The 20540-nt window shown below is 45.3% G+C and carries 19 protein-coding genes; 14 read left to right on the top strand and 5 right to left on the bottom strand.

Features of this window, described 5'->3' with window-relative positions:
• The first annotated feature begins 8 nt into the window (after positions 1 to 8).
• From rsfS to lipA, 9 genes are all read left to right on the top strand, one after another.
• The gene (gene rsfS, locus R7Z77_RS05635; protein WP_005373015.1) at positions 9 to 326 is read left to right on the top strand and encodes a ribosome silencing factor; all 318 of its coding nucleotides are present in this window, start codon (positions 9 to 11) and stop codon (positions 324 to 326) included.
• A gap of 4 nt (positions 327 to 330) precedes the next feature.
• Positions 331 to 801 (top strand): 23S rRNA (pseudouridine(1915)-N(3))-methyltransferase RlmH, encoded by a 471-nt coding sequence (gene rlmH / locus R7Z77_RS05630; protein WP_017821762.1) that lies wholly within the window; start codon positions 331 to 333, stop codon positions 799 to 801.
• A gap of 29 nt (positions 802 to 830) precedes the next feature.
• A complete protein-coding gene (mrdA, locus tag R7Z77_RS05625; RefSeq protein WP_005384126.1) occupies positions 831 to 2747 on the top strand; it encodes a penicillin-binding protein 2 in 1917 nt (638 codons plus the stop codon).
• On the top strand, positions 2747 to 3868 hold the full coding sequence (gene rodA / locus R7Z77_RS05620; protein WP_005384128.1) for a rod shape-determining protein RodA: 1122 nt from the start codon (positions 2747 to 2749) through the stop codon (positions 3866 to 3868). Before mrdA ends, rodA begins: the two co-directional genes overlap by 1 nt.
• 2 nt (positions 3869 to 3870) lie before the next feature.
• A complete protein-coding gene (locus R7Z77_RS05615; RefSeq protein WP_017635670.1) occupies positions 3871 to 4674 on the top strand; it encodes a septal ring lytic transglycosylase RlpA family protein in 804 nt (267 codons plus the stop codon).
• Between the two features lie 91 nt (positions 4675 to 4765).
• A complete protein-coding gene (locus R7Z77_RS05610; RefSeq protein ID WP_005384132.1) occupies positions 4766 to 5944 on the top strand; it encodes a serine hydrolase in 1179 nt (392 codons plus the stop codon).
• Positions 5945 to 6083: 139 nt separating this feature from the next.
• On the top strand, positions 6084 to 6362 hold the full coding sequence (gene ybeD / locus R7Z77_RS05605; RefSeq protein ID WP_005384135.1) for a DUF493 family protein YbeD: 279 nt from the start codon (positions 6084 to 6086) through the stop codon (positions 6360 to 6362).
• A 176-nt stretch (positions 6363 to 6538) separates the two neighbouring features.
• Complete coding sequence (gene lipB, locus R7Z77_RS05600; RefSeq protein WP_005384137.1) at positions 6539 to 7201, top strand: lipoyl(octanoyl) transferase LipB; 663 nt, start codon at positions 6539 to 6541, stop codon at positions 7199 to 7201.
• Complete coding sequence (gene lipA / locus R7Z77_RS05595; RefSeq protein ID WP_005391329.1) at positions 7198 to 8163, top strand: lipoyl synthase; 966 nt, start codon at positions 7198 to 7200, stop codon at positions 8161 to 8163. The genes lipB and lipA overlap by 4 nt, the downstream gene beginning before the upstream one ends.
• Positions 8164 to 8581: 418 nt before the next feature.
• On the opposite strand, the gene glyA is transcribed toward lipA, so the two are convergent.
• The gene (gene glyA, locus R7Z77_RS05590) at positions 8582 to 9832 is read right to left on the bottom strand and encodes a serine hydroxymethyltransferase (protein ID WP_005381985.1); all 1251 of its coding nucleotides are present in this window, start codon (positions 9830 to 9832) and stop codon (positions 8582 to 8584) included.
• A gap of 347 nt (positions 9833 to 10179) precedes the next feature.
• On the opposite strand from glyA, the gene R7Z77_RS05585 reads away from it, so the two are divergent.
• The 3 genes from R7Z77_RS05585 (at position 10180) to R7Z77_RS05575 (ending at position 13424) form a co-directional block, all read left to right on the top strand.
• Positions 10180 to 10782, top strand: a complete 603-nt coding sequence (locus R7Z77_RS05585) for a YitT family protein (protein WP_017635671.1) — start codon at positions 10180 to 10182, stop codon at positions 10780 to 10782.
• 90 nt (positions 10783 to 10872) lie between these two features.
• Positions 10873 to 12393 (top strand): transcriptional regulator, encoded by a 1521-nt coding sequence (locus R7Z77_RS05580; RefSeq protein WP_213967781.1) that lies wholly within the window; start codon positions 10873 to 10875, stop codon positions 12391 to 12393.
• A 131-nt stretch (positions 12394 to 12524) separates the two neighbouring features.
• Positions 12525 to 13424: a hypothetical protein gene (locus R7Z77_RS05575; protein WP_213967780.1), complete on the top strand. Its 900-nt coding sequence runs from the start codon at positions 12525 to 12527 to the stop codon at positions 13422 to 13424.
• A 103-nt stretch (positions 13425 to 13527) separates the two neighbouring features.
• On the opposite strand, the gene treC is transcribed toward R7Z77_RS05575, so the two are convergent.
• The 4 genes from treC to gmhB form a co-directional block, all read right to left on the bottom strand.
• Complete coding sequence (gene treC, locus R7Z77_RS05570; RefSeq protein ID WP_053350273.1) at positions 13528 to 15213, bottom strand: alpha,alpha-phosphotrehalase; 1686 nt, start codon at positions 15211 to 15213, stop codon at positions 13528 to 13530.
• A gap of 87 nt (positions 15214 to 15300) precedes the next feature.
• The gene (treB, locus tag R7Z77_RS05565) at positions 15301 to 16725 is read right to left on the bottom strand and encodes a PTS trehalose transporter subunit IIBC (protein WP_005381959.1); all 1425 of its coding nucleotides are present in this window, start codon (positions 16723 to 16725) and stop codon (positions 15301 to 15303) included.
• A 176-nt stretch (positions 16726 to 16901) separates the two neighbouring features.
• Complete coding sequence (gene treR / locus R7Z77_RS05560) at positions 16902 to 17849, bottom strand: trehalose operon repressor TreR (protein ID WP_213967779.1); 948 nt, start codon at positions 17847 to 17849, stop codon at positions 16902 to 16904.
• 74 nt (positions 17850 to 17923) lie between these two features.
• The gene (gene gmhB, locus R7Z77_RS05555) at positions 17924 to 18475 is read right to left on the bottom strand and encodes a D-glycero-beta-D-manno-heptose 1,7-bisphosphate 7-phosphatase (protein ID WP_005381961.1); all 552 of its coding nucleotides are present in this window, start codon (positions 18473 to 18475) and stop codon (positions 17924 to 17926) included.
• Between the two features lie 341 nt (positions 18476 to 18816).
• Here gmhB and metN point away from each other — a divergent pair, with 341 nt between their 5' ends.
• Together metN and R7Z77_RS05545 are read left to right on the top strand one after the other, a co-directional pair.
• The gene (gene metN, locus R7Z77_RS05550; protein WP_005381962.1) at positions 18817 to 19851 is read left to right on the top strand and encodes a methionine ABC transporter ATP-binding protein MetN; all 1035 of its coding nucleotides are present in this window, start codon (positions 18817 to 18819) and stop codon (positions 19849 to 19851) included.
• Positions 19841 to 20518 (top strand): methionine ABC transporter permease, encoded by a 678-nt coding sequence (locus R7Z77_RS05545; protein WP_005383604.1) that lies wholly within the window; start codon positions 19841 to 19843, stop codon positions 20516 to 20518. Before metN ends, R7Z77_RS05545 begins: the two co-directional genes overlap by 11 nt.
• Positions 20519 to 20540: the final 22 nt, after the last annotated feature.

Here is a 20540-nt window from a genome sequence, read left to right as displayed (position 1 = left end):
AAAACCGAGTGCTTCGCGAAGAACTGAAAGACTTTTTAGCTGATAAAGCCGACGACATGAAAGCGGAAGACATTATCGTCCTAAATGTGGAAGATAAATCAAGCGTGACAGATTACATGATCATCTGTACTGGTACATCCAAACGCCACGTTTCATCCATCGCTGACCATGTTGCAACAGAAGTGAAAAAAGCCGGTCTTGAGCCACTAGGAATGGAAGGTGAAAACGAAGGTGAATGGGTAGTCCTAGATATGGGCGACGCCATGCTTCACGTGATGCAAGAAGAGCACCGCGAACTCTACCAGCTAGAAAAACTCTGGGGTTAATCTTTTGAAAATTCAACTAATTGCTGTTGGCACAAAAATGCCAAAATGGGTTGAGGAAGGCTTTCAAGAATATCGTCGCCGTTTCCCGCATGATATGCCGTTGGAGTTGATTGAAATCTCTGCTGGTAAGCGTGGTAAGAATGCCGATATCGCTCGCATCCTGCAAAAAGAAGGAGAAGCGATGCTCGCGGCGGTACCAAAAGGCAACCGTATCGTCACGTTAGATATCCCAGGTAAAAAATGGGACACTCCTCAACTCGCTGAGCAGTTAGAAGCTTGGAAATTAGATGGCCGTGATGTATCAATATTAATCGGCGGTCCTGAAGGACTCGCTCCTGCATGCAAAGCTGCAGCAGACCAAAGCTGGTCATTGTCTGCCTTAACGCTACCCCACCCTCTAGTGCGTATCGTAATGGCAGAAAGCTTGTACCGAGCGTGGAGCATCACCGCTAACCACCCTTATCATCGCGAATAATCGTTGTTTAACTTTAGAGCCAAGCGTTAATGATTCGTAAACGACGCAGTCAAATCCGAGATTATCAAGCCGAAGCGCGTCTGTTTGCCAGCCGCGCTATTGTTGCTTTTATCGGCATTGTTGTCTTGATGGGAGCTCTGGTTGCCAACATGTACAACATTCAGGTGAACCAGTTTCAAGACTATCAAACCCGCTCGAACGATAACCGCATCAAAGTAGTGCCTATCGCGCCTAACCGAGGTCTAATTTATGACCGAAATGGCGTTTTACTGGCAGAGAACCGTCCCGTCTTTAACTTAGAACTGACCCCAGAAAAAATTAAAGACATTGATGCAACCATCCAAGAATTACAGACTATTCTGGAAATTACACCAGACCAGATTGAACGTTTCCACCACGAGCGTAAACGGACTCGTCGATTTAAATCGGTCCCACTGCTTACCCAACTGAACGAAAAACAAGTAGCGGTATTCTCCGTCAATCAGTACCGCTTTCCAGGTGTGGAAATAAGTGCGACCTTAAAGCGCTACTACCCTTTCAGCGAAGTCTTAACCCACGTGATTGGGTATGTTTCTCGAATCAATGATCGCGACATGCAGCGCCTGATCCGAGAAGAAAAAGACGCAAACTATCAAGCCACTCGCGACATTGGTAAGCTGGGTATTGAAAAATACTACGAAGACCTCTTACACGGTACAGCCGGATATCAAGAAGTCGAGGTAAACAGCCGCGGCCGAGTAATTCGTACCTTAAAGTACGTTCCACCTGTACCCGGAAAAGACATCGTTTTAAACCTTGATATCAACTTGCAGTTGTACGTACACCAATTATTGGACGGCCGCCGAGGCAGTGCTGTAGTAATCGATCCTAGAGACAACGGCGTACTGGCTATGGTTTCGAGCCCTAGCTACGATCCTAACTCGTTCGTGCACGGAATCTCAGGTAAAGACTATCGCGCCCTTTTGAACGATAAAAACCGTCCTTTGGTCAACCGCACTACACTTGGCATTTACCCTCCTGCGTCTACCATCAAACCATTTATGGCGGTAGCCGCGCTGCAAGAAGGTGTCGTCACACCTAACACCACACGAAATGACCCTGGTTATTGGCGCATACCAAACTCCAACACACGCCCGTTTCGTGACTGGTTGCGTTGGGGGCACGGGCGCGTCGATATCATTAAGTCGATCGAAGAGTCTGTTGATACCTTCTACTATCAAATCGCTTATGACATGGGTATTGACCGTATTTCGAATTGGATGATGATGTTCGGTTTTGGTGATTACACTGGCATTGATATCTACGAAGAAAGTAAGGCGAATATGCCGACTCGTGACTGGAAAATGTCTCGCCATAAAACCCCATGGTATAAAGGTGATACGATCCCTGTGGGTATCGGCCAAGGATATTGGACAGCAACACCAATGCAAATCGCCAAAGCAACCTCCGTATTAGTAAACGAGGGAGAAGTGATCGCACCTCACTTGCTCAAAGCGACGATAGAAAATGGTAACGACTTCGAAGAGCAGCAAACGACAGAATACGTGACTTACCCACCAATCAAGAATGTGCCTAAAAAGTACTGGGATATGGCGAAAGAAGGCATGCGTCGGGTAAACCATGGCACGCGCGGAACAGCTCGTCGCTCATTCTACAAAATGAATTATGAAACAGCGGGTAAATCAGGTACTGCACAGGTCTTCGGTCTGGGTGAAAACGAAGAGTACAACGCCGATGAGATCGCCGAGCACTTACGTGACCATGCGTTATTTACTGGCTTTGCACCATTTGATGATCCTAAAGTGGTCGTCACTGTAGTACTAGAAAATGCCGGTGGTGGTTCTAGTAACGGTGCCCCAGTAGTAAGGAAAATTTTTGACCGAGTCGTTCTTGGTCCAGAAGAAATTGAGCCTGAAAACAATGCGAAGAAAGAGGTAAAACAGTAATGAAGATGGATCCCTCTACAGGTAAAAATCGCGCCCTGTTTGAACGCTTCCATATCGACTTACCACTCCTACTTGGCATACTGGCCCTGATGGGGTTTGGCCTGGTGATCATGTACAGCGCCAGTGGCCAAAGTTTACTGATGATGGATCGCCAAGCCATGCGAATGGTGCTTTCACTCGTTGTGATGCTCGTCCTTGCACAGCTTTCTCCACGAACTTACGAAAGCTTGGCACCTTTGATGTTCGTTGGTGGCGTTATACTGCTTTTCGGCGTGCTGTTTTTCGGTGAAGCATCGAAAGGCGCGCAGCGTTGGCTTAACCTCGGTTTTGTGCGCTTTCAACCGTCAGAGCTATTGAAGCTCGCGGTGCCATTAATGGTAGCTCGCTATGTTGGTAGACAGCCCCTCCCACCAACGCTAAGAACACTCATTGTTGCACTGATTATGGTCTGCTTACCAACCATTCTCATTGCAAAACAGCCTGACTTAGGTACCTCAATCCTGATCGCGGCTTCCGGTATTTTTGTTATCTTCCTCGCAGGCATTAGCTGGAAAATAATTGCTGGTGCTGCGATTGCATTAGGTGGTTTCATTCCAATTCTGTGGTTTTTCTTGATGCGAGAGTATCAAAAAGTGCGAGTTCGTACTCTATTTAACCCGGAGTCTGATCCGCTAGGAGCGGGCTACCACATTATTCAGAGTAAAATTGCGATTGGCTCCGGCGGTATTTCCGGCAAAGGTTGGTTGCAAGGTACGCAGTCACAACTAGAATTTCTTCCTGAACGACACACTGACTTTATCTTTGCAGTAATTGCTGAAGAATGGGGTATGATTGGCTTCCTTTGCCTTTTAGCCATCTATCTATTTATTATTGGACGAGGTTTATATCTCGCCAGCCAAGCGCAAACCGCATTTGGACGAATGATGGCAGGCAGTATTGTACTCAGCTTCTTCGTGTATATTTTTGTAAATATTGGCATGGTAAGTGGCATCCTACCTGTAGTAGGTGTACCGTTGCCACTCATCAGTTATGGCGGCACATCAATGGTAACCTTGATGGCTGGTTTTGGTATTCTGATGTCGATTCATACGCACCGAAAAGCATTCTCTAAGGCGACCTAGACATGCAAAAACGCGCTTTATATTCCTTGGTTTTCTCTGCTCTTATTTTGGCAGGCTGTTCATCAACTAGCCAAAAAGAACAAGAAGGCCGTTACGAACTCGAATCCGATGTTGCACCGGATACACCGCTTTCAGTCGAACACATCGAGGATGCGCATCCTAAATATGAACCGTACAGCCTAGGTGGGAACAAAGATTACCACTTACGTGGCAAAGACTACAAAATAGTTCGCAATGCGAAAGGCTTTAAAGAAAAAGGCCGAGCATCTTGGTATGGGAAAAAATTCCAAGGTCATTTGACTTCTAATGGCGAAATCTATGACATGTACTCAATGACGGCAGCGCATAAAACGCTACCGTTACCAAGTTACGTAAAAGTTACCAATACTGACAACGGCAAAACCACCATAGTACGAGTTAATGACCGAGGTCCTTTTCACGATGGCCGTATCATTGATTTAAGCTATGCCGCCGCGCACAAGTTAGATGTCATAAAAACAGGCACCGCGAACGTGGAAATTGAAGTGATCAGTATCAATCAGCCCACGGATAAAAAGTCATTAGAAGCGCACCCTAGGTACGTTATTCAAGTGGCATCATCAAAAAATGAAGAACGCGCGCGAACTTTAGGTACCGAGCTTGGTCAAAAATTGGATACAGAAACTTTCCTAGAGAGTGCGAAAGAGTCTTATCGCTTGTTGTTAGGGCCATTTACTGACTATTCCCTGACGCAAGCCACATTAGATAAAGTAAAGTTGCTCGGCTATTCGTCTGCATTTATTAAAAAACACAACACTGCCAAATGACCTCGTGTCATGAATTTCTCTTTGATCCCCCTCTTACATAACTAGGGATTCTGATAAGATGTCTGCAGTTAACCCAAAAATTTGAATTACCATGAATAAAAATAAGTTTGTGAAATCTATTCTCGTTTCTTCGGTTGCCCTTTCTGCAACTTTCGCTCAATCTGCTCTTGCATCACCTATCGTTGTTCCAGATGCCCCTCAAATCGCGGCGAAGGGCTACGTGCTGATGGATTACCATTCAGGTAAAGTACTGGCAGAGAAAGAGATGAACACAAAATTGTCTCCAGCTAGTCTGACTAAGATGATGACCAGCTATGTAATCGGCCAAGAGCTAGCGCGTGGTAATATCTCAGAAGATGATGATGTCACCATCAGTAAAAATGCGTGGGCGAAAAACTTCCCTGATTCATCAAAGATGTTCATTGAAGTAGGCACAACAGTTAAAGTACGTGACCTGAACCGAGGTATCATCGTCCAGTCAGGTAACGATGCCTGTGTTGCGATGGCAGAACATATTGCAGGTTCAGAAGATGCATTTGTTGACCTAATGAACGCTTGGGCCAACACATTGGGTATGACTAACTCGCACTTTGCCAACGTTCATGGCTTAGATAACGCAGAATTGTACTCAACACCATACGACATGGCACTGCTAGGTAAAGCACTTATCCGTGACGTACCAAATGAGTACCGAGTGTACTCAGAGAAGAAATTTACTTACAACGGCATCACCCAATACAACCGTAACGGTCTACTTTGGGATAAGAGCATGAACGTTGACGGCATCAAAACGGGTCACACAAGTAATGCGGGTTACAGCCTAGTAAGTTCAGCAACTGAAGGTCAAATGCGCTTGGTTGCGGTCGTTATGGGTACTAAAGATGCCAATGCTCGTAAGTCAGAAAGCAAAAAGCTGCTAAGCTACGGCTTCCGTTTCTTCGAAACAGTGGCACCGCACAAAGCAGGTGAAACGTTCGTAGAAGAAAAAGTGTGGATGGGTAACAAAGACACCGTAGCACTGGGTCTTGACCAAGATACTTACGTAACACTACCGCGTGGTGAAGCGAAAAACTTAAAAGCAAGCTTCGTCCTTGAAAAAGAGCTAGAAGCCCCAATTAATAAAGGTGATGTAGTTGGTAAGCTATACTATCAGATCGATGGTGAAGATATTGCCGAGTACCCACTAATGGCACTAGAAACCGTAGAGCAAGGTAGTCTATTTAGCCGCATGTGGGATTACATCGTATTGTTATTCAAGAGCTTCTTCTAAAAAGAACGTTAGAGTAGCAAACTTATTCGCAAAGCCGCCTGAATGGGCGGCTTTTTAAGTTTGAGCTCCTCGTCTTGAGTTCCCCCTAATTTGACTGTACTATTTCGCACCGCAACGAATATCTACTGGAGTTATCGATATGCTAACCATCAACTCTGATGCAAAATTAAAAGACCTGCTTGAGTTCCCTTGTTCATTTACTTACAAGGTAATGGGTCATGCAAAGCCTGAACTTCCAGAGCTTGTTCTTGAAGTTATTCAGCGCCATGCTCCAGGTGACTACAGCCCGACCGTTAAACCAAGTGCTAAGGGCAACTACCACTCTGTGTCAATCAACATTACTGCAACCTCTATCGAGCAGGTTGAGACACTGTACAAAGAGTTAGGTGAAATTGACATCGTACGCATGGTTCTATAATTTTTTGATAGATTAAATTTTTTTTGAAAGCAGCCTTGGCTGCTTTCTTTTTATTTATCAAAGAGATAACGAGGCTTTACATCGCTTTCAGTTAAAAATCTGTTACGCAGCGGTAGAGCATCAGGGTTATCCGGTTTATAATCCAAAAACTTTATATATTAGCAACAGGAATTCCCATGCAACACCAACTTGTTGTAAAACGACTTGGCCGCCAAGACTATGAGCCTGTATGGAAGGCGATGCATGAGTTCACCGACCAACGCACAGAAGAAACCCGTGATGAAGTCTGGTTGGTAGAACATAACCCAGTATTTACGCAAGGACAGGCAGGTAAAGCTGAGCACTTGATTAACACTGGCGATATTCCTGTTGTACAAAGTGATCGCGGAGGTCAGGTTACGTATCATGGCCCTGGTCAGTTGGTCGCCTACTTCTTGATCAACCTACGCCGCAAAAAATTAGGTGTACGAGATCTCGTTACCACAATCGAGAACCTCGTGATCAACACGCTAAAAGCATACAATATTGACTCAGCCGCGCGACCTGACGCACCAGGTGTCTACGTTGCCGGTAAGAAAATATGCTCTCTCGGTTTACGCATTCGTAAAGGATGCTCGTTTCATGGTTTAGCCTTGAACGTAAATATGGATTTAACACCGTTTCTGCGTATTAACCCTTGTGGTTATGAAGGTATGGAAATGGTTCAGGTCAGCCAATTTGGCGGCCCAGACAATGTAGAAGCCGTAGAAAAACAATTAATAGAAGAACTCGTTACTTTGCTCGATTATGAGCAAGTAGAATTCAGCACAGAAGCACCTTCTCAAGGTAATAAAGCATGAGCAAACCAATCCAGATGGAAAAAGGCGTTAAATATCGTGACGCCGATAAAATGGCATTGATTCCCGTAAAGAACATGCCTACAGAGCAGAAAGAAGTGCTACGTAAGCCTGATTGGATGAAGATCAAGCTACCAGCCGACAGCCAACGAATTCAAGACATCAAAGCGGCGATGCGTAAGAATAAACTTCACTCCGTATGTGAAGAAGCATCTTGCCCGAACCTAGCGGAATGTTTTAACCACGGTACAGCAACCTTCATGATCTTAGGTGCTATTTGTACTCGTCGTTGTCCTTTCTGTGACGTTGCTCATGGCCGCCCATTACCACCGGAAGCAGAAGAGCCTCAAAAACTGGCGAAAACCATTGCCGATATGAAGCTGAAATACGTAGTAATCACTTCTGTTGACCGTGACGATCTGCGTGACGGCGGTGCACAACACTTTGCCGATTGTAACCGCGAGATCCGTGCGTTAAACCCGCATATTAAGATTGAAACACTGGTTCCTGACTTCCGTGGTCGCATGGATGTAGCGCTTGATCTAATGAAAGACAATCCGCCAGATGTCTTCAACCACAACTTAGAAACCGCGCCACGTCTTTACCGTAAAGCTCGCCCAGGTGCGAACTACAAATGGTCACTTGAGCTTCTTAAGAAGTTCAAAGAGCAGCATCCCGATGTACCGACCAAGTCTGGTTTGATGATGGGTCTTGGTGAAACCAAAGAAGAAATCATCGAAGTACTGAAAGATCTACGCGCACACGGCGTAACGATGCTGACTCTAGGCCAGTATTTAGCGCCAAGCCGTCACCACTTGCCAGTAGAACGTTACGTTCCACCATCAGAGTTTGACGAGCTAAAAGAAGTTGCACTAGAACTTGGCTTCACGCATGCAGCGTGTGGTCCATTTGTTCGCTCTTCTTACCATGCCGATATGCAAGCTCAAGGTATCGAGATTAAATAAGCTCTCGCTTGTTTTGAAAAGCTTGTTTTGAAAAGAAAGGTTGGCTCAGTGCCAACCTTTTTTGTATCTGACAAATGATGATAAAAAGCCATTCTACCACTGTCATTCTGAACAGCGAGGAACGAGCGTGATTCAGAATCAGTTTTCAGAGTACTGATGATTTTTAGAGAAACTCTGAGTAAAAGAGTGCGCCTCAACAAGATTCCTGATCTCGCCTAGGCTCATCGGAATGACGTGGTTTGGATATATTGAAAAGGGACAGTGTTGGTAGCCATCCCCTTATCACACTCTCTCGCTATATCTCATTCCAAACGCCAGACAAACAAAAAGGCCCTCAATTGAGGACCTTTCATCAATCAAATAATCAAACCGAATCGCAGAAATAGAACGAGTTCGCCTGAGTTATTTTCAAAAAATGTTAGGCGTAAACTGGTAGACGCTTACAAATTTCTAGCACTTTCTGTTTTGTCGCTTCGATAACTTCTTCGTTGCCGATGTTATCTAGAACGTCACACATCCAGTTTGCTAGCTCTTTTGCATCTTCTTCAGTGAAGCCACGGCGAGTGATCGCTGGCGTACCTACACGAATACCAGACGTTACGAATGGGCTGCGTGGGTCATTTGGTACTGAGTTCTTGTTTACAGTGATGTTTGCTGCACCTAGTGCCGCGTCTGCGTCTTTACCAGTGATATCTTTGTCGATTAGGTCAACAAGGAACAAGTGGTTTTCTGTACCATTAGATACGATTTTGTAGCCACGTTCTTGGAACTGACCAACCATTGCTTTTGCGTTTTTCACTACGCGAGCTTGATAAGCTTTGAACTCTGGCTCCATCGCTTCTTTGAACGCTACTGCTTTACCAGCTATAACGTGCATTAGAGGGCCACCTTGACCACCAGGGAACACTGCTGAGTTCAGTTTCTTGTACATATCTTCGCCAGCATTTGACAAGATAAGACCACCGCGAGGACCTGCTAGTGTTTTGTGCGTCGTTGTTGTTACCACGTGAGCATGCGGTACTGGTGTTGGGTATTCACCGGCGGCGATAAGACCCGCTACGTGCGCCATATCAACAAATAAGTAAGCACCTGCTTTGTCAGCGATTTCACGCATGCGTTTCCAATCAACGATTTGCGAGTAAGCAGAGAAACCACCGATGATCATCTTAGGTTTGTGTTCAAGTGCTAGCTGTTCCATCTCGTCGTAGTTGATTTGACCAGCTTCATCGATACCGTAAGGGATAACGTTGTAGTGCTTACCCGAGAAGTTTACTGGTGAACCGTGAGTTAGGTGACCACCGTGTGCTAGGCTCATGCCTAAAACTGTATCGCCAGGGTTAAGAAGCGCCATGTAAACTGCGCTGTTTGCTTGAGAACCTGAGTGAGGCTGTACGTTAGCGTACTCACAACCAAATAGTTGGCATGCACGCTCAATTGCTAGTGCTTCAGCTTTATCTACGTACTCACAACCGCCGTAGTAACGCTTACCTGGGTAGCCTTCAGCGTATTTGTTCGTTAGCTGAGAACCTTGCGCTTCCATTACACGTGGGCTTGTGTAGTTTTCAGAAGCGATAAGTTCAATGTGTTCTTCCTGGCGAAGAGTTTCTTCCTGGATAGCTGCGAACAGTTCCGCATCGTAATCTGCGATGTTCATATCACGCTTAAGCATCTGTATCTCCTGACTCAGATTAGTACTGAAAGTTGCAAAAAAACTGTTGAATGACCCGACGCAAACGTTTTCGTCACCCTAATGGCGCGCATTCTACATAATTTGATTTAGGTCATAAAGAGAAATTTACAATTTTTCTCATGCAGTTTTTTCATGATGACAAGCAATGTTTATCATGCCAGCATTGCAATCGCATAACGACAATCTATTGCCTGTCAAATTTGTGCTTTACACCCTGTAAAACAGCAATTACATAGGTTTACCGTAAATTTTACCCTCTAGCTACCGAAAAGATCATCTTTTTACTACTATGCACGCCTTATTTATCACTAATGACTGCAACATTGATGGAAAAACACTCATTAAAAGAAGACTGGATAGCGATTCTCACGGGTACCTTTTTAGTAGCTCAAGGCGTTTTCTTTCTCCAATCCGCGAACCTTCTAACGGGAGGCACGACTGGATTGGCTCTGCTTATTAGCCAATTTACACCTTTTACCTTTGGTGTGCTGTACTTTTTAGCAAACAGTCCTTTTTACTTACTAGCATGGAAACGCTTCGGCCGTCATTTCGCCATTAATAGTGCCATTTCTGGCGCGTTGGTTTCTATCTTTGCCGATCATCTTTATTTGCTAATCTCGCTCGAATCGGTAAATGAAGTTTATTGCGCCGTCGCAGGCGGGCTTTTAATGGGGCTCGGTATGCTGATCCTATTCCGACATCGCTCCAGCTTGGGTGGCTTTAACGTGCTGTGTTTGTTTATCCAAGACAAATTTGGCATTTCAGTTGGCAAAAGCCAAATGGCAATCGATGCATGTATCCTGTTTGCTTCATTCTTCTTTGTCACACCAGAAGTGATTGGCCTTTCAATTTTGGGGGCGTTTGCACTCAATCTCGTGTTAGCGATGAACCACAAACCGCACCGCTATTCCGTGACCTACGGTTCATAAATTTTTGATAATGATTGAAGCGCGATTTATAAGATTTCGCGCTCCAATCGCTATATAATACTTCGCGATTTCCAAATAGATCGGTACGGTATGCGCGACTTTCTGCAACAAGCTAAACAGACTCACAGTTGTATTGCGATTGGAGAGCTGATCTATAACCCGAAGACACAGACCCTTCATCAAGATGCTATCGCGATTGATCTTGAACCTCGCACCATTGAATTATTAGAACTGCTGTTAACAAGCGTTGGCCACCCACTCTCTGCTGACACCATTATTGAAACCATTTGGCAGAGCAAGTTCATCTCTAAGAATGTGCTCACGAACCGCATTAGCACCTTACGTGCCCTGCTACAGCAGTACTTACCCGAATACGATGCCGCTAAGCTCTTGGTCACTTACCCCCGCAAAGGCTACTTTCTTAACCCTGCCAATATTCGTTTAGTGCCACCAGCGAAAAACCATCGGCGCGTTATCTCAACCCAGGTGGCGAGTAATAAGAACTTCAAGCTGATTTTTGCTTACAGCTTATGTGCCATACTTGCGGTATGTAGCATGACACTCGCAAGCTTGTTATGGCAACGCCAAGAAATCTCAACACAACAAACACGTCATCAACTACTGATTCCCAAAGTCGAGCTACTACTCAACCGTGTCGATTCAATCGGCTCCCAGGCGCGAAAATACCGCATACTGGTCAAAGCCATCTTGCTGCAACAACAGGTCGAATATCCATACACCGACATCGCCAACCAAGATGCTCCTAGTTACTTTCTTGATCCTATCGGTCATACGCCATATTTCCCTGGCGCACGAAACATGCAGACCAGCGACTACGAGCTCAATATCGAGTTAAAAGACGGCACAAAACAGGGCATCTTGAAAGCGCAGATGAACCTTATTTATCCTGCGACGGGCAAGCTGGCGTTTCGCAATGAGTACACACTGCGTTTATCTGCCTTACAATCGGATATTTTCCAAATGCACTCGGATGTCGCGCAATACTTCAATCTGCCTGCACCTTCGGCAAGTTCGTGGCAGCTTTCGGATATTCACAAAAAAATGTTATTCGAGAATGCCTTTTCTAGCCAACCTCTCCGACAATCTGATGAATTTGCGGCTATAACAACGGCAAGACATCTCGCCTTATACGAGCACGAACATCAAAAGCTGGAAGCGTATTTAACTCAAGTACAATCGTCGTTTGATGTTTTGCCAGATGAGCTGAGCCTCTGGTTAGGTCTATTGCATTTCAAATTAGGTAACTTAGACAGGGCAAAAGCTCTGTTAACGACACCAGATGGCGACTCACGTATCCAAAACGCACTGATTTATACCTTTGTGTCTCACATTGCTTATAAGCAGAACAAACTTGAACAGTTCCGTCTCAACTACATGGAATCACTGGTGGCGCTGCTGCGCGTTTTACCTTCCGAAACCTTGTTTGAGCGTCTTTCTCAATCTGAATCAAAAGAGACTTGCCTCCAACCGTGGAAAACGTTGCATGTTAGTGTGACCGATCAAGAAATCATAAGCCGATGGAAAGCGCTCATTAACGAGTATTGCACTAACGTAGCCAACGAAATAACCCCAAACAAAACAAAGACCTAAATATAAAATTAAGCTTTCATTAACCCCTGTTAGCTTTTGTTTTTTGCCCTTTTTCTCTCACTGAACTTAGCATGCTCGCATTCAAGCAACGGCCCAACATGAAACGGCCTTATCAATCAGGAATGTAAACCATGCTAAACAAAATGACGCTTATCGCAGCAGCAACTCTGGCTCTTTACGGCTGTGGCGGAGGTTCGTCTTCTGGCAGTGCGAATCCAAACAAAATGCCTCAAGAAAGTTTCGACGTCTCGATTCACAACTCAATCTTCGCTCCTGTACCAAACACACAATTGAGCTATTCGTTTAGCTTGGATGGCCAACCAGAGGGCGACATGAAACTGAGCTTCCAAGCGATGGGTCGCGAGCAAATATTGGCAGCATTGGCACAAATCCCAAACAGCGAGGCAATGGTCCAGTTGGTTAATGACTTGGTGAACTACGGCGCCGAACAGTTCTACTATTCAGACGAGCAGTACAACGACGACGAAGAGAGCAATACGCTTTACTTTGCAGGATCAGATGGTGCACTCCATGAAATCACTGACGCTTATTTCATTGGTCATCAGTTTATTGCCATGCTTATGCACAGCGGTCCGATTTTCCGCCTAAACGGTGACGACGTAAAAGAGAAAAGCCCGAATATTGACATCGGTGAAGAAACTATGTCTCTGCAAACCACTCTTACAGGCTACGCAGTTCACAACCTTCTAGACCGTTTTGAAGAGCATGAGTGGGTACAAAACCTTCCTATGACAGCATCTTGCCAAGTGGTTTGGCAACAGCAAATCCGAGAGACTGGCGTGCGTAAAGCGTTCTCGATCTCAGGCAAGAAAATTGAAGCGGCATACCTGATGGAAGAGAACATCTACAACCTAAACTGTGATGACATGGACTCAATGGAGTTCGCCACTTCGGCAGAACGTTGGTTTAATCCGAGCTTAGGTCTGATAGAACAAATTGAACTGCTGAAAGTACAACAATTACAAATCAACGAAGAGAAAGTGCAGCTAACAGCGATTGAAACAAAATAAGCCTGTACTCCACAAGTATCTCGCATCTCAATAAAAAAGGCTTTGGGGAGCACACCAAAGCCTTCATCTCGAACATCAATCTTAGGGGTGATGACACCCGAGTTTATTCTTCTATCAATAAAATACGAGTTTCGTAAGGTCGTAACACTTGATGGTTTGACGCGACTGCGCTCGCTGAGTTTTGATAGTTAGATAGCAAGTTTTTCGCCTTACTCATATCAAAACGTTCTGGCAGAACGCATTCCACCTCTTCAGCGTAGTAGTTATTGATACACAGCAGCGTTTGCTTATCGTTCTGACGAGCGTAAGCGAAAATACGTTTGTGCTCTGGCAGCAGGTCCTCGTAACGGCCATCGGTGATGACTGGAACCTGTTTACGCAGTTCAATCAGACGCTTGTAAAAGTAGAACACCGAGTTCAAATCGGCAACCGCAGCTTCAGCATTGATTTCAGAGTAATTCTGCGCCACTTCAAGCCACGGCGTTCCCTCAGTAAAGCCCGCGTGTTTTGCACTGTTCCATTGCATTGGTGTACGTGAATTATCACGCGACTTCTGTGCCAAGATCGCCATCATATCGTCATGAGATACACCATCACGGTTGACCATAATGTCGTACATGTTAGTACTTTCAACATCACGATATTGGCTGATTTCGGTATAACCCGGGTTGGTCATGCCGATCTCTTCCCCCTGGTAAACATAAGGTGTGCCTTGCATCATGTGCACTGATGCCGCAAGCATCTTGGCAGATTCAACACGGTATTGCTCGTCGTTACCTAATCGGCTCACAACGCGTGGCTGGTCGTGGTTACACCAGAACAGCGCCCCCCACCCTTTGCCATTTAAGCCCGTTTGCCAATGATTGAAGATCTGTTTTAACTGAATGAAATCAAACGGCGCTTTGGTCCATTTTTCACCATTTGGATAATCGACTTTCAGATGATGGAAGTTGAACACCATGGATAGCTCTTTGCCGTCTAGCGAAGAATATTGCTGGCAGTGCTCTAGCGTAGTGGAAGACATTTCACCCACCGTCACGCTGCCGTATTTTTGAAACACAGATTCGCTAATCTCTTGAAGGTATTCGTGCACACGTGGACCATCCGTGTAGAAACGACGACCATCACCAATATCGTCACTTGGAAAATCTTGCTGCTTGGAAATCAGGTTGATAACGTCGAGACGGAAACCATCGACACCTTTGTCTGCCCAGAAGCTGATGACTTCTTTCACTTCTTCACGCACTACTGGGTTTTCCCAGTTTAAGTCCGCTTGCTCTTTAGCAAAAAGGTGCAAATAGTACTGGCCTGTTTTTTCATCCAGCGCCCAAGCGTTGCCACCAAACTTTGATTGCCAGTTGTTTGGTTCAGCACCATCTACCGGATCTTTCCAGATGTAGTAATCACGGTATGGGCTGTTTTTATCACCCAGTGCGGATTGGAACCACTTGTGTTCTGTCGACGTGTGGTTCACTACAATGTCCATGATGATACGAATACCCAACTGATGCGCTTCTGCTAGCAAAGTATCGAAATCTTCCATAGTGCCGAACTCAGGGTTAATCGAGTAATAATCGGAGATGTCATAACCGTTGTCGATCATTGGCGATTGGTAAACCGGCGTCAGCCAAATCGCATCCACACCAAGGTGCTTAAGATAATCCAGCTTAGAAATGATCCCTTTGATGTCGCCCGTGCCTTTACTGCCACTGTCACAAAAGCTTTTTGGGTAAATTTGATAGATGGTTGCGGTTTTCCACCAGCTCTCATCATGCTTGGTCATAGCCATTTCTAACACTCACTTACCAGTAATCGGAAACTTAAAATTTGAAAAGAAAAATAGGAGGAGGCAGCCAAGTCACTGCCTCAAATAGAATTACGCGTTTGCAGGCTCAAGCTCACCTTTGGCTTGTGCACGCTTATAAAGAATTAACGTTAATGCAGCAGGTACCAGCATTGCGACTAACATAGCCAAAGCAAAAATGCCCCAGAACTGCGGTTGGATAGACAAGATGCCCGGCAAACCGCCCACACCGATACCGTTCGCCATTACGCCCGCACTACCACAAATAGCAGCAGCACACGCACTACCGATCATCGCGCTCAGCATTGGGAACTTGTATTTCAAGTTGATGCCGTACATCGCCGGCTCAGTCACGCCAAGGTAAGCAGAGATAGCCGCAGGCACTGAGATATCACGCTCGCCATGTTTTTTACTGATGATAATGATGCCGACGACCGCAGACGCTTGAGCAATGTTTGAAAGTGCAATCAGAGGCCAAATTGGCGTACCGCCTAGCTCTTGCATCAGTTGAAGGTCTACCGCGTTGGTGGTGTGGTGAATACCAGTAATGACCAATGGCGCGTATAGGAAGCCGAAGATGGTTGAGCCAATCATTGCGAAGTCACCCGTCATGGCTGCTTTTGCTGCGAAAGCAACGCCGTCACCCAACATACGACCGAATGGACCAATGATAGAGTGCGCAAGAATCACAGACACAATGATTGAGACAAACGGCACGACTACTAGGTAAAGGTAAGACGGAATGATGCGTTTTAAGTTGGTTTCAATAAACGCCAGAGCCATACCAGCAAGCATTGCTGGAATCACTTGCGCCTGATAGCCCACTTTCTCGATGGCGAATAAGCCAAAGTCCCACACTTCAGGTACTTGCTTACCAATTAGGTAAGCGTTCATTAACTGCGGCGAAACCAGCGTGACACCCAATGTGATACCCAAAATCGGAGTACCGCCGAGTTTTTTCACTGTCGACCAACACACGCCAACTGGTAGGAAGAAGAAGATTGCTTCACCAATTAGCCATAGGAAAGAGTGTACCGTTGCCCAAAACTGGCTGATTTCCGTTAGCGTTTGACCATCAAACATCTTGATGTCGCCAATCACGTTACGGAAGCCAAGAATCAGACCACCGGTAATGATCGCAGGTAGCAGTGGTACAAAGATTTCTGCAAGGTGGGAAATACCACGCTCAACGATATTCATGTTTTGACGAGCAGCGTTCTTCGCTTCGTCTTTGCTGGCTTCACTTTTACCCGTCAGTCCGATCAGTACCTTGTAAACTTCATCCACTTCAGTACCGATAACCACTTGGAACTGGCCTGCGTTGGTAAAACAGCCCTTCACCATCGGTAATGCTTCTAACTGTTTCGTATCTGCTTTGTCCGTATCATTTAGAACAAAACGCAAGCGAGTTAAACAGTGACTTACACTGGCAATATTGTCCGGCCCCCCGACCAGCTCAATAAGACGCTCCACGTCTTTACGCGCAATCTTACTCATAACTTTGTCCACCCTGTATTGGATACATTCGATTCATCATTTTGTTTTTATAAATGGGAACATTCCCATTTCTTAATTTTAATATTGCCATTCGAAGACAAAAAACAAAATGGGAACAGTCCCATTAATTGAGAATGATCACAGTATAATTTTAGAGCAGATCGTTTTAGTGTGGATTAACAAACGATAGGCTGTTGAGTAAAGTGAACCACTTCCTCATCGCCATTTAATTGATTGATCAGCATGTTAGCGGACTTCTCACCTGCAAGGGTATAACCTGGATCGACACTAAATACTTTAGGGAAAAGGAAAGAGAGCAATTCATTACCACCAACACCTGTCACAACCACGTCTTCACGGCCTAACTCTTGAAGACGCTTAATCACGCCCAACGCGATAGTGTCACTGGCGCACACGATGGCCTGAGTATCAGATTGAAGGACTTTGTCTACCAACTGATAAGCACTTTCATGGCTCAACTTACCCGTTTGGAAACAAGGTGCAATTTGCTTGCGTTGACACCAAGCTTTATAAGCATTTAGACGAGCTAAGCCAGTGGTTTTGTCTTCAGGATCAACACCAATATAAGCAATGCGAGATAAAGATTGCTGCTCAAGGTGAGACAAAGCCATGTCTATCACACCTTGGTTATCGTAGTTGATCGAGGAAACCATTTGCGTGTCCATCGCGATCACGACGATACGATTCCCCCACGCCGCCAATGCTCGCTCATCACATCCAGTAAAACCAAACACGATCACCCCATCGACGTTGCGACGTCTAAGCACATCCAAATGCTCATTGGTTTTATCGCGATCGAATTGGCTCTCCATGATCACCGCATCATAACCAGCGGAATACAAAGCATTGAGCATGGTACCAACGGCGCGATTTTCTGATGGTGAATCTAAACGGGAGATGATAACCCCAATAACCTTTTGACTGCCACCACGCATCGACTGCGCCGACTTTGATGGGACGTAGCCTGATTCACGAATGATTTGCTCTACCTTCTCACGCGTTTGCGGTTTCACTTTTGGATCGTTAGTAAGCACACGGCTTACTGTCGATTTGCCCACGCCTGCCAATTTTGCGATATCAAGAATGGTGAGTTTTTTGCTCATAAGTGTTCAGACTAAAAGAAGGAATCAAACAAAAGGGAAGCAGTGGCTTCCCTTAACTCAGTCAGTAATGAAGATTACTTGTTTAAGTACGCAGGCACATCTGCAATGCTATCTAATACTACCGTTGCAATGGCTTCGCCCTGTTCTGTTACTGGCTTACCAGTGCGAACCAAAATCTTAGTGCCAACGCCTGCCGCTTCTGCTGCCATCATGTCTTCAGCTTTATCGCCGATCATCACAGATTTCTCCATGTCGATCTTCAAGAAGTCACGCGCAGAAATGAACATGCCTGGTTTTGGCTTACGGCACTCACAATCTTGCTTGTACTCGCCAATGCCATGTTCTGGATGATGTGGACAGTAATAGATACCATCGAACTCAACACCATTATCAGCAAAGTTCCAATCCATCCATTGAGTCAGAGACAAGAAACGGTCTTCACTGAATTTACCGCGTGCGATGCCCGATTGATTCGTCACTAACACTAGAAGGTAGCCTTTATCTTTTAGCGCTTTCGTCGCTTCAAATACACCATCAATGTACTCAAAATCATGTTCGTCATGAACGTAGCCGTGGTCAACGTTTATCACGCCATCACGATCGATAAAAACAGCAGGTTTTGCCAAAACGTATTTCTCTATTAACTCGGTTTAATCAGATTATTACATACCTTATAAACTTCAACACTATCTAATTCATTCTAGGCCTCGACAAAACGGTTGATTTGTTGGGCAAGAATCGGTAAATCTGAGGGTGCCCTGCCGTCTACCTCCTGCTTTCTATCTATACATCTCCGTTTCGAAACAGAACATCCATACATTTAGACGTCTAGACGTAAAAATATCTATTGACTTCATTCTGCTTAACCCATAGCATCAACTGAAAATTGAGATAAAGCTCAACATTAAGTTCTGTCAAAGGCCGTTTTTGACAGCGAAGTTCCCCGTATCTTTGGGCAGGTTGAAACATGATAGAAATAAAAAACGTCAATAAAGTGTTCTACCAAGGCAGTAAGGAAATCCTTGCCCTGAAAGACATTAACCTACACATCGACAAAGGCACCATCTTTGGTGTTATCGGTTCATCTGGTGCTGGTAAAAGTACGCTGATCCGCTGCGTAAACATGTTAGAAGCGCCGACCTCTGGTTCCATCATCGTTGATGGTGTAGATCTAACCAAACTCAGCAAAAAGCAACTAGTCGAAACACGCCGTAACATTGGCATGATCTTCCAGCACTTTAACCTGCTTTCGTCTCGTACTGTGTTTGATAATGTGGCATTGCCCCTAGAACTGGCAGGTAAAGACAAATCGCAAATCACAACAAAAGTAACTGAGTTGCTAAAGCTTGTAGGCTTAGCCGACAAACACGAGAGCTACCCATCTAACTTAAGTGGCGGCCAAAAACAGCGTGTGGCAATTGCTCGTGCATTGGCATCCGATCCTAGCGTGCTGCTTTGTGATGAGGCCACTAGCGCACTAGACCCAGCAACAACTCAATCTATCCTTGAGTTATTGAAAGAGATCAACCGCAAACTCAACATCACGATTTTACTTATCACTCACGAAATGGAAGTCGTAAAAAGCATCTGTCACGAAGTAGCAATCATCGGTGGTGGTGAGCTGGTGGAAAAAGGCACCGTTGGCGATATTTTTGCGCACCCTAAGACAGAGCTAGCGCACCAATTCATTCGCTCAACGCTGGATCTTTCCATTCCTGAAGATTACCAAGCACGTCTGCAAGCAGAACGTGTTGATGGCAGCTATCCGTTGGTTCGCTTAGAGTTTACTGGCGCAACCGTCGATGCACCGTTAATGTCGCAAATTTCTCGTAAATACAATATTGATGTGAGTATTTTGAGTTCCGACCTTGATTACGCTGGTGGCGTGAAATTCGGCATGATGGTCGCAGAGCTATTTGGTAACGAAGAAGATGACAACGCAGCTCTTGAATACCTGCGTAAGCACAACGTAAAAGTAGAGGTACTTGGTTATGTCCTTTAATACGATTTCTGAATGGCTGAGTTTAAACAGCAAACTACTTTTAGGTGCAACGTGGGAAACGCTTTACATGGTTGCGGTTGCCGGATTAGTCGGCTTTGCTGTGGGTATTCCATTAGGCGTAATCCTCCATATTACTAAGAAAGGCGGCCTACTTGAAAACACCAAACTAAATAGCGGCTTAGGCGCTATCGTTAACATTGGTCGTTCAGTGCCATTCCTCGTACTGATGGTTGCGATTATTCCAGTGACAAAAATGCTGGTTGGAACCTTTATCGGTACAACCGCAGCAATCGTCCCACTGACTATTGGCGCCATTCCTTTTGTCGCTCGTCTTATTGAAGGTGCTTTATTAGAAGTACCGACAGGCTTGGTGGAAGCAGCGCAGTCAATGGGGGCGACACCAACACAGATCATCACAAAAGTTCTACTACCTGAAGCAATGCCGACTATTGTTAACTCAGTAACGATTACCTTGGTCACTCTCGTTAGCTACTCAGCTATGGCGGGTACGGTAGGCGGCGGCGGCCTAGGTGACGTAGCCATTCGTTACGGTTTCCACCGCTACGATGTAACTATCATGGCCGTGACTGTCGTGATGTTGATTGTTCTAGTACAGATTATTCAGTCTATCGGCGACGCAGTGGTGCGCCGTGTAGACCACAGATAAGCATCAAAAATACAAATTATAA

The organism is Vibrio sp. 1401, from assembly GCF_033340295.1.
Note: the sequence above shows the minus strand (reverse complement) of the source record. Positions and strands in the feature narration are given on the sequence as shown.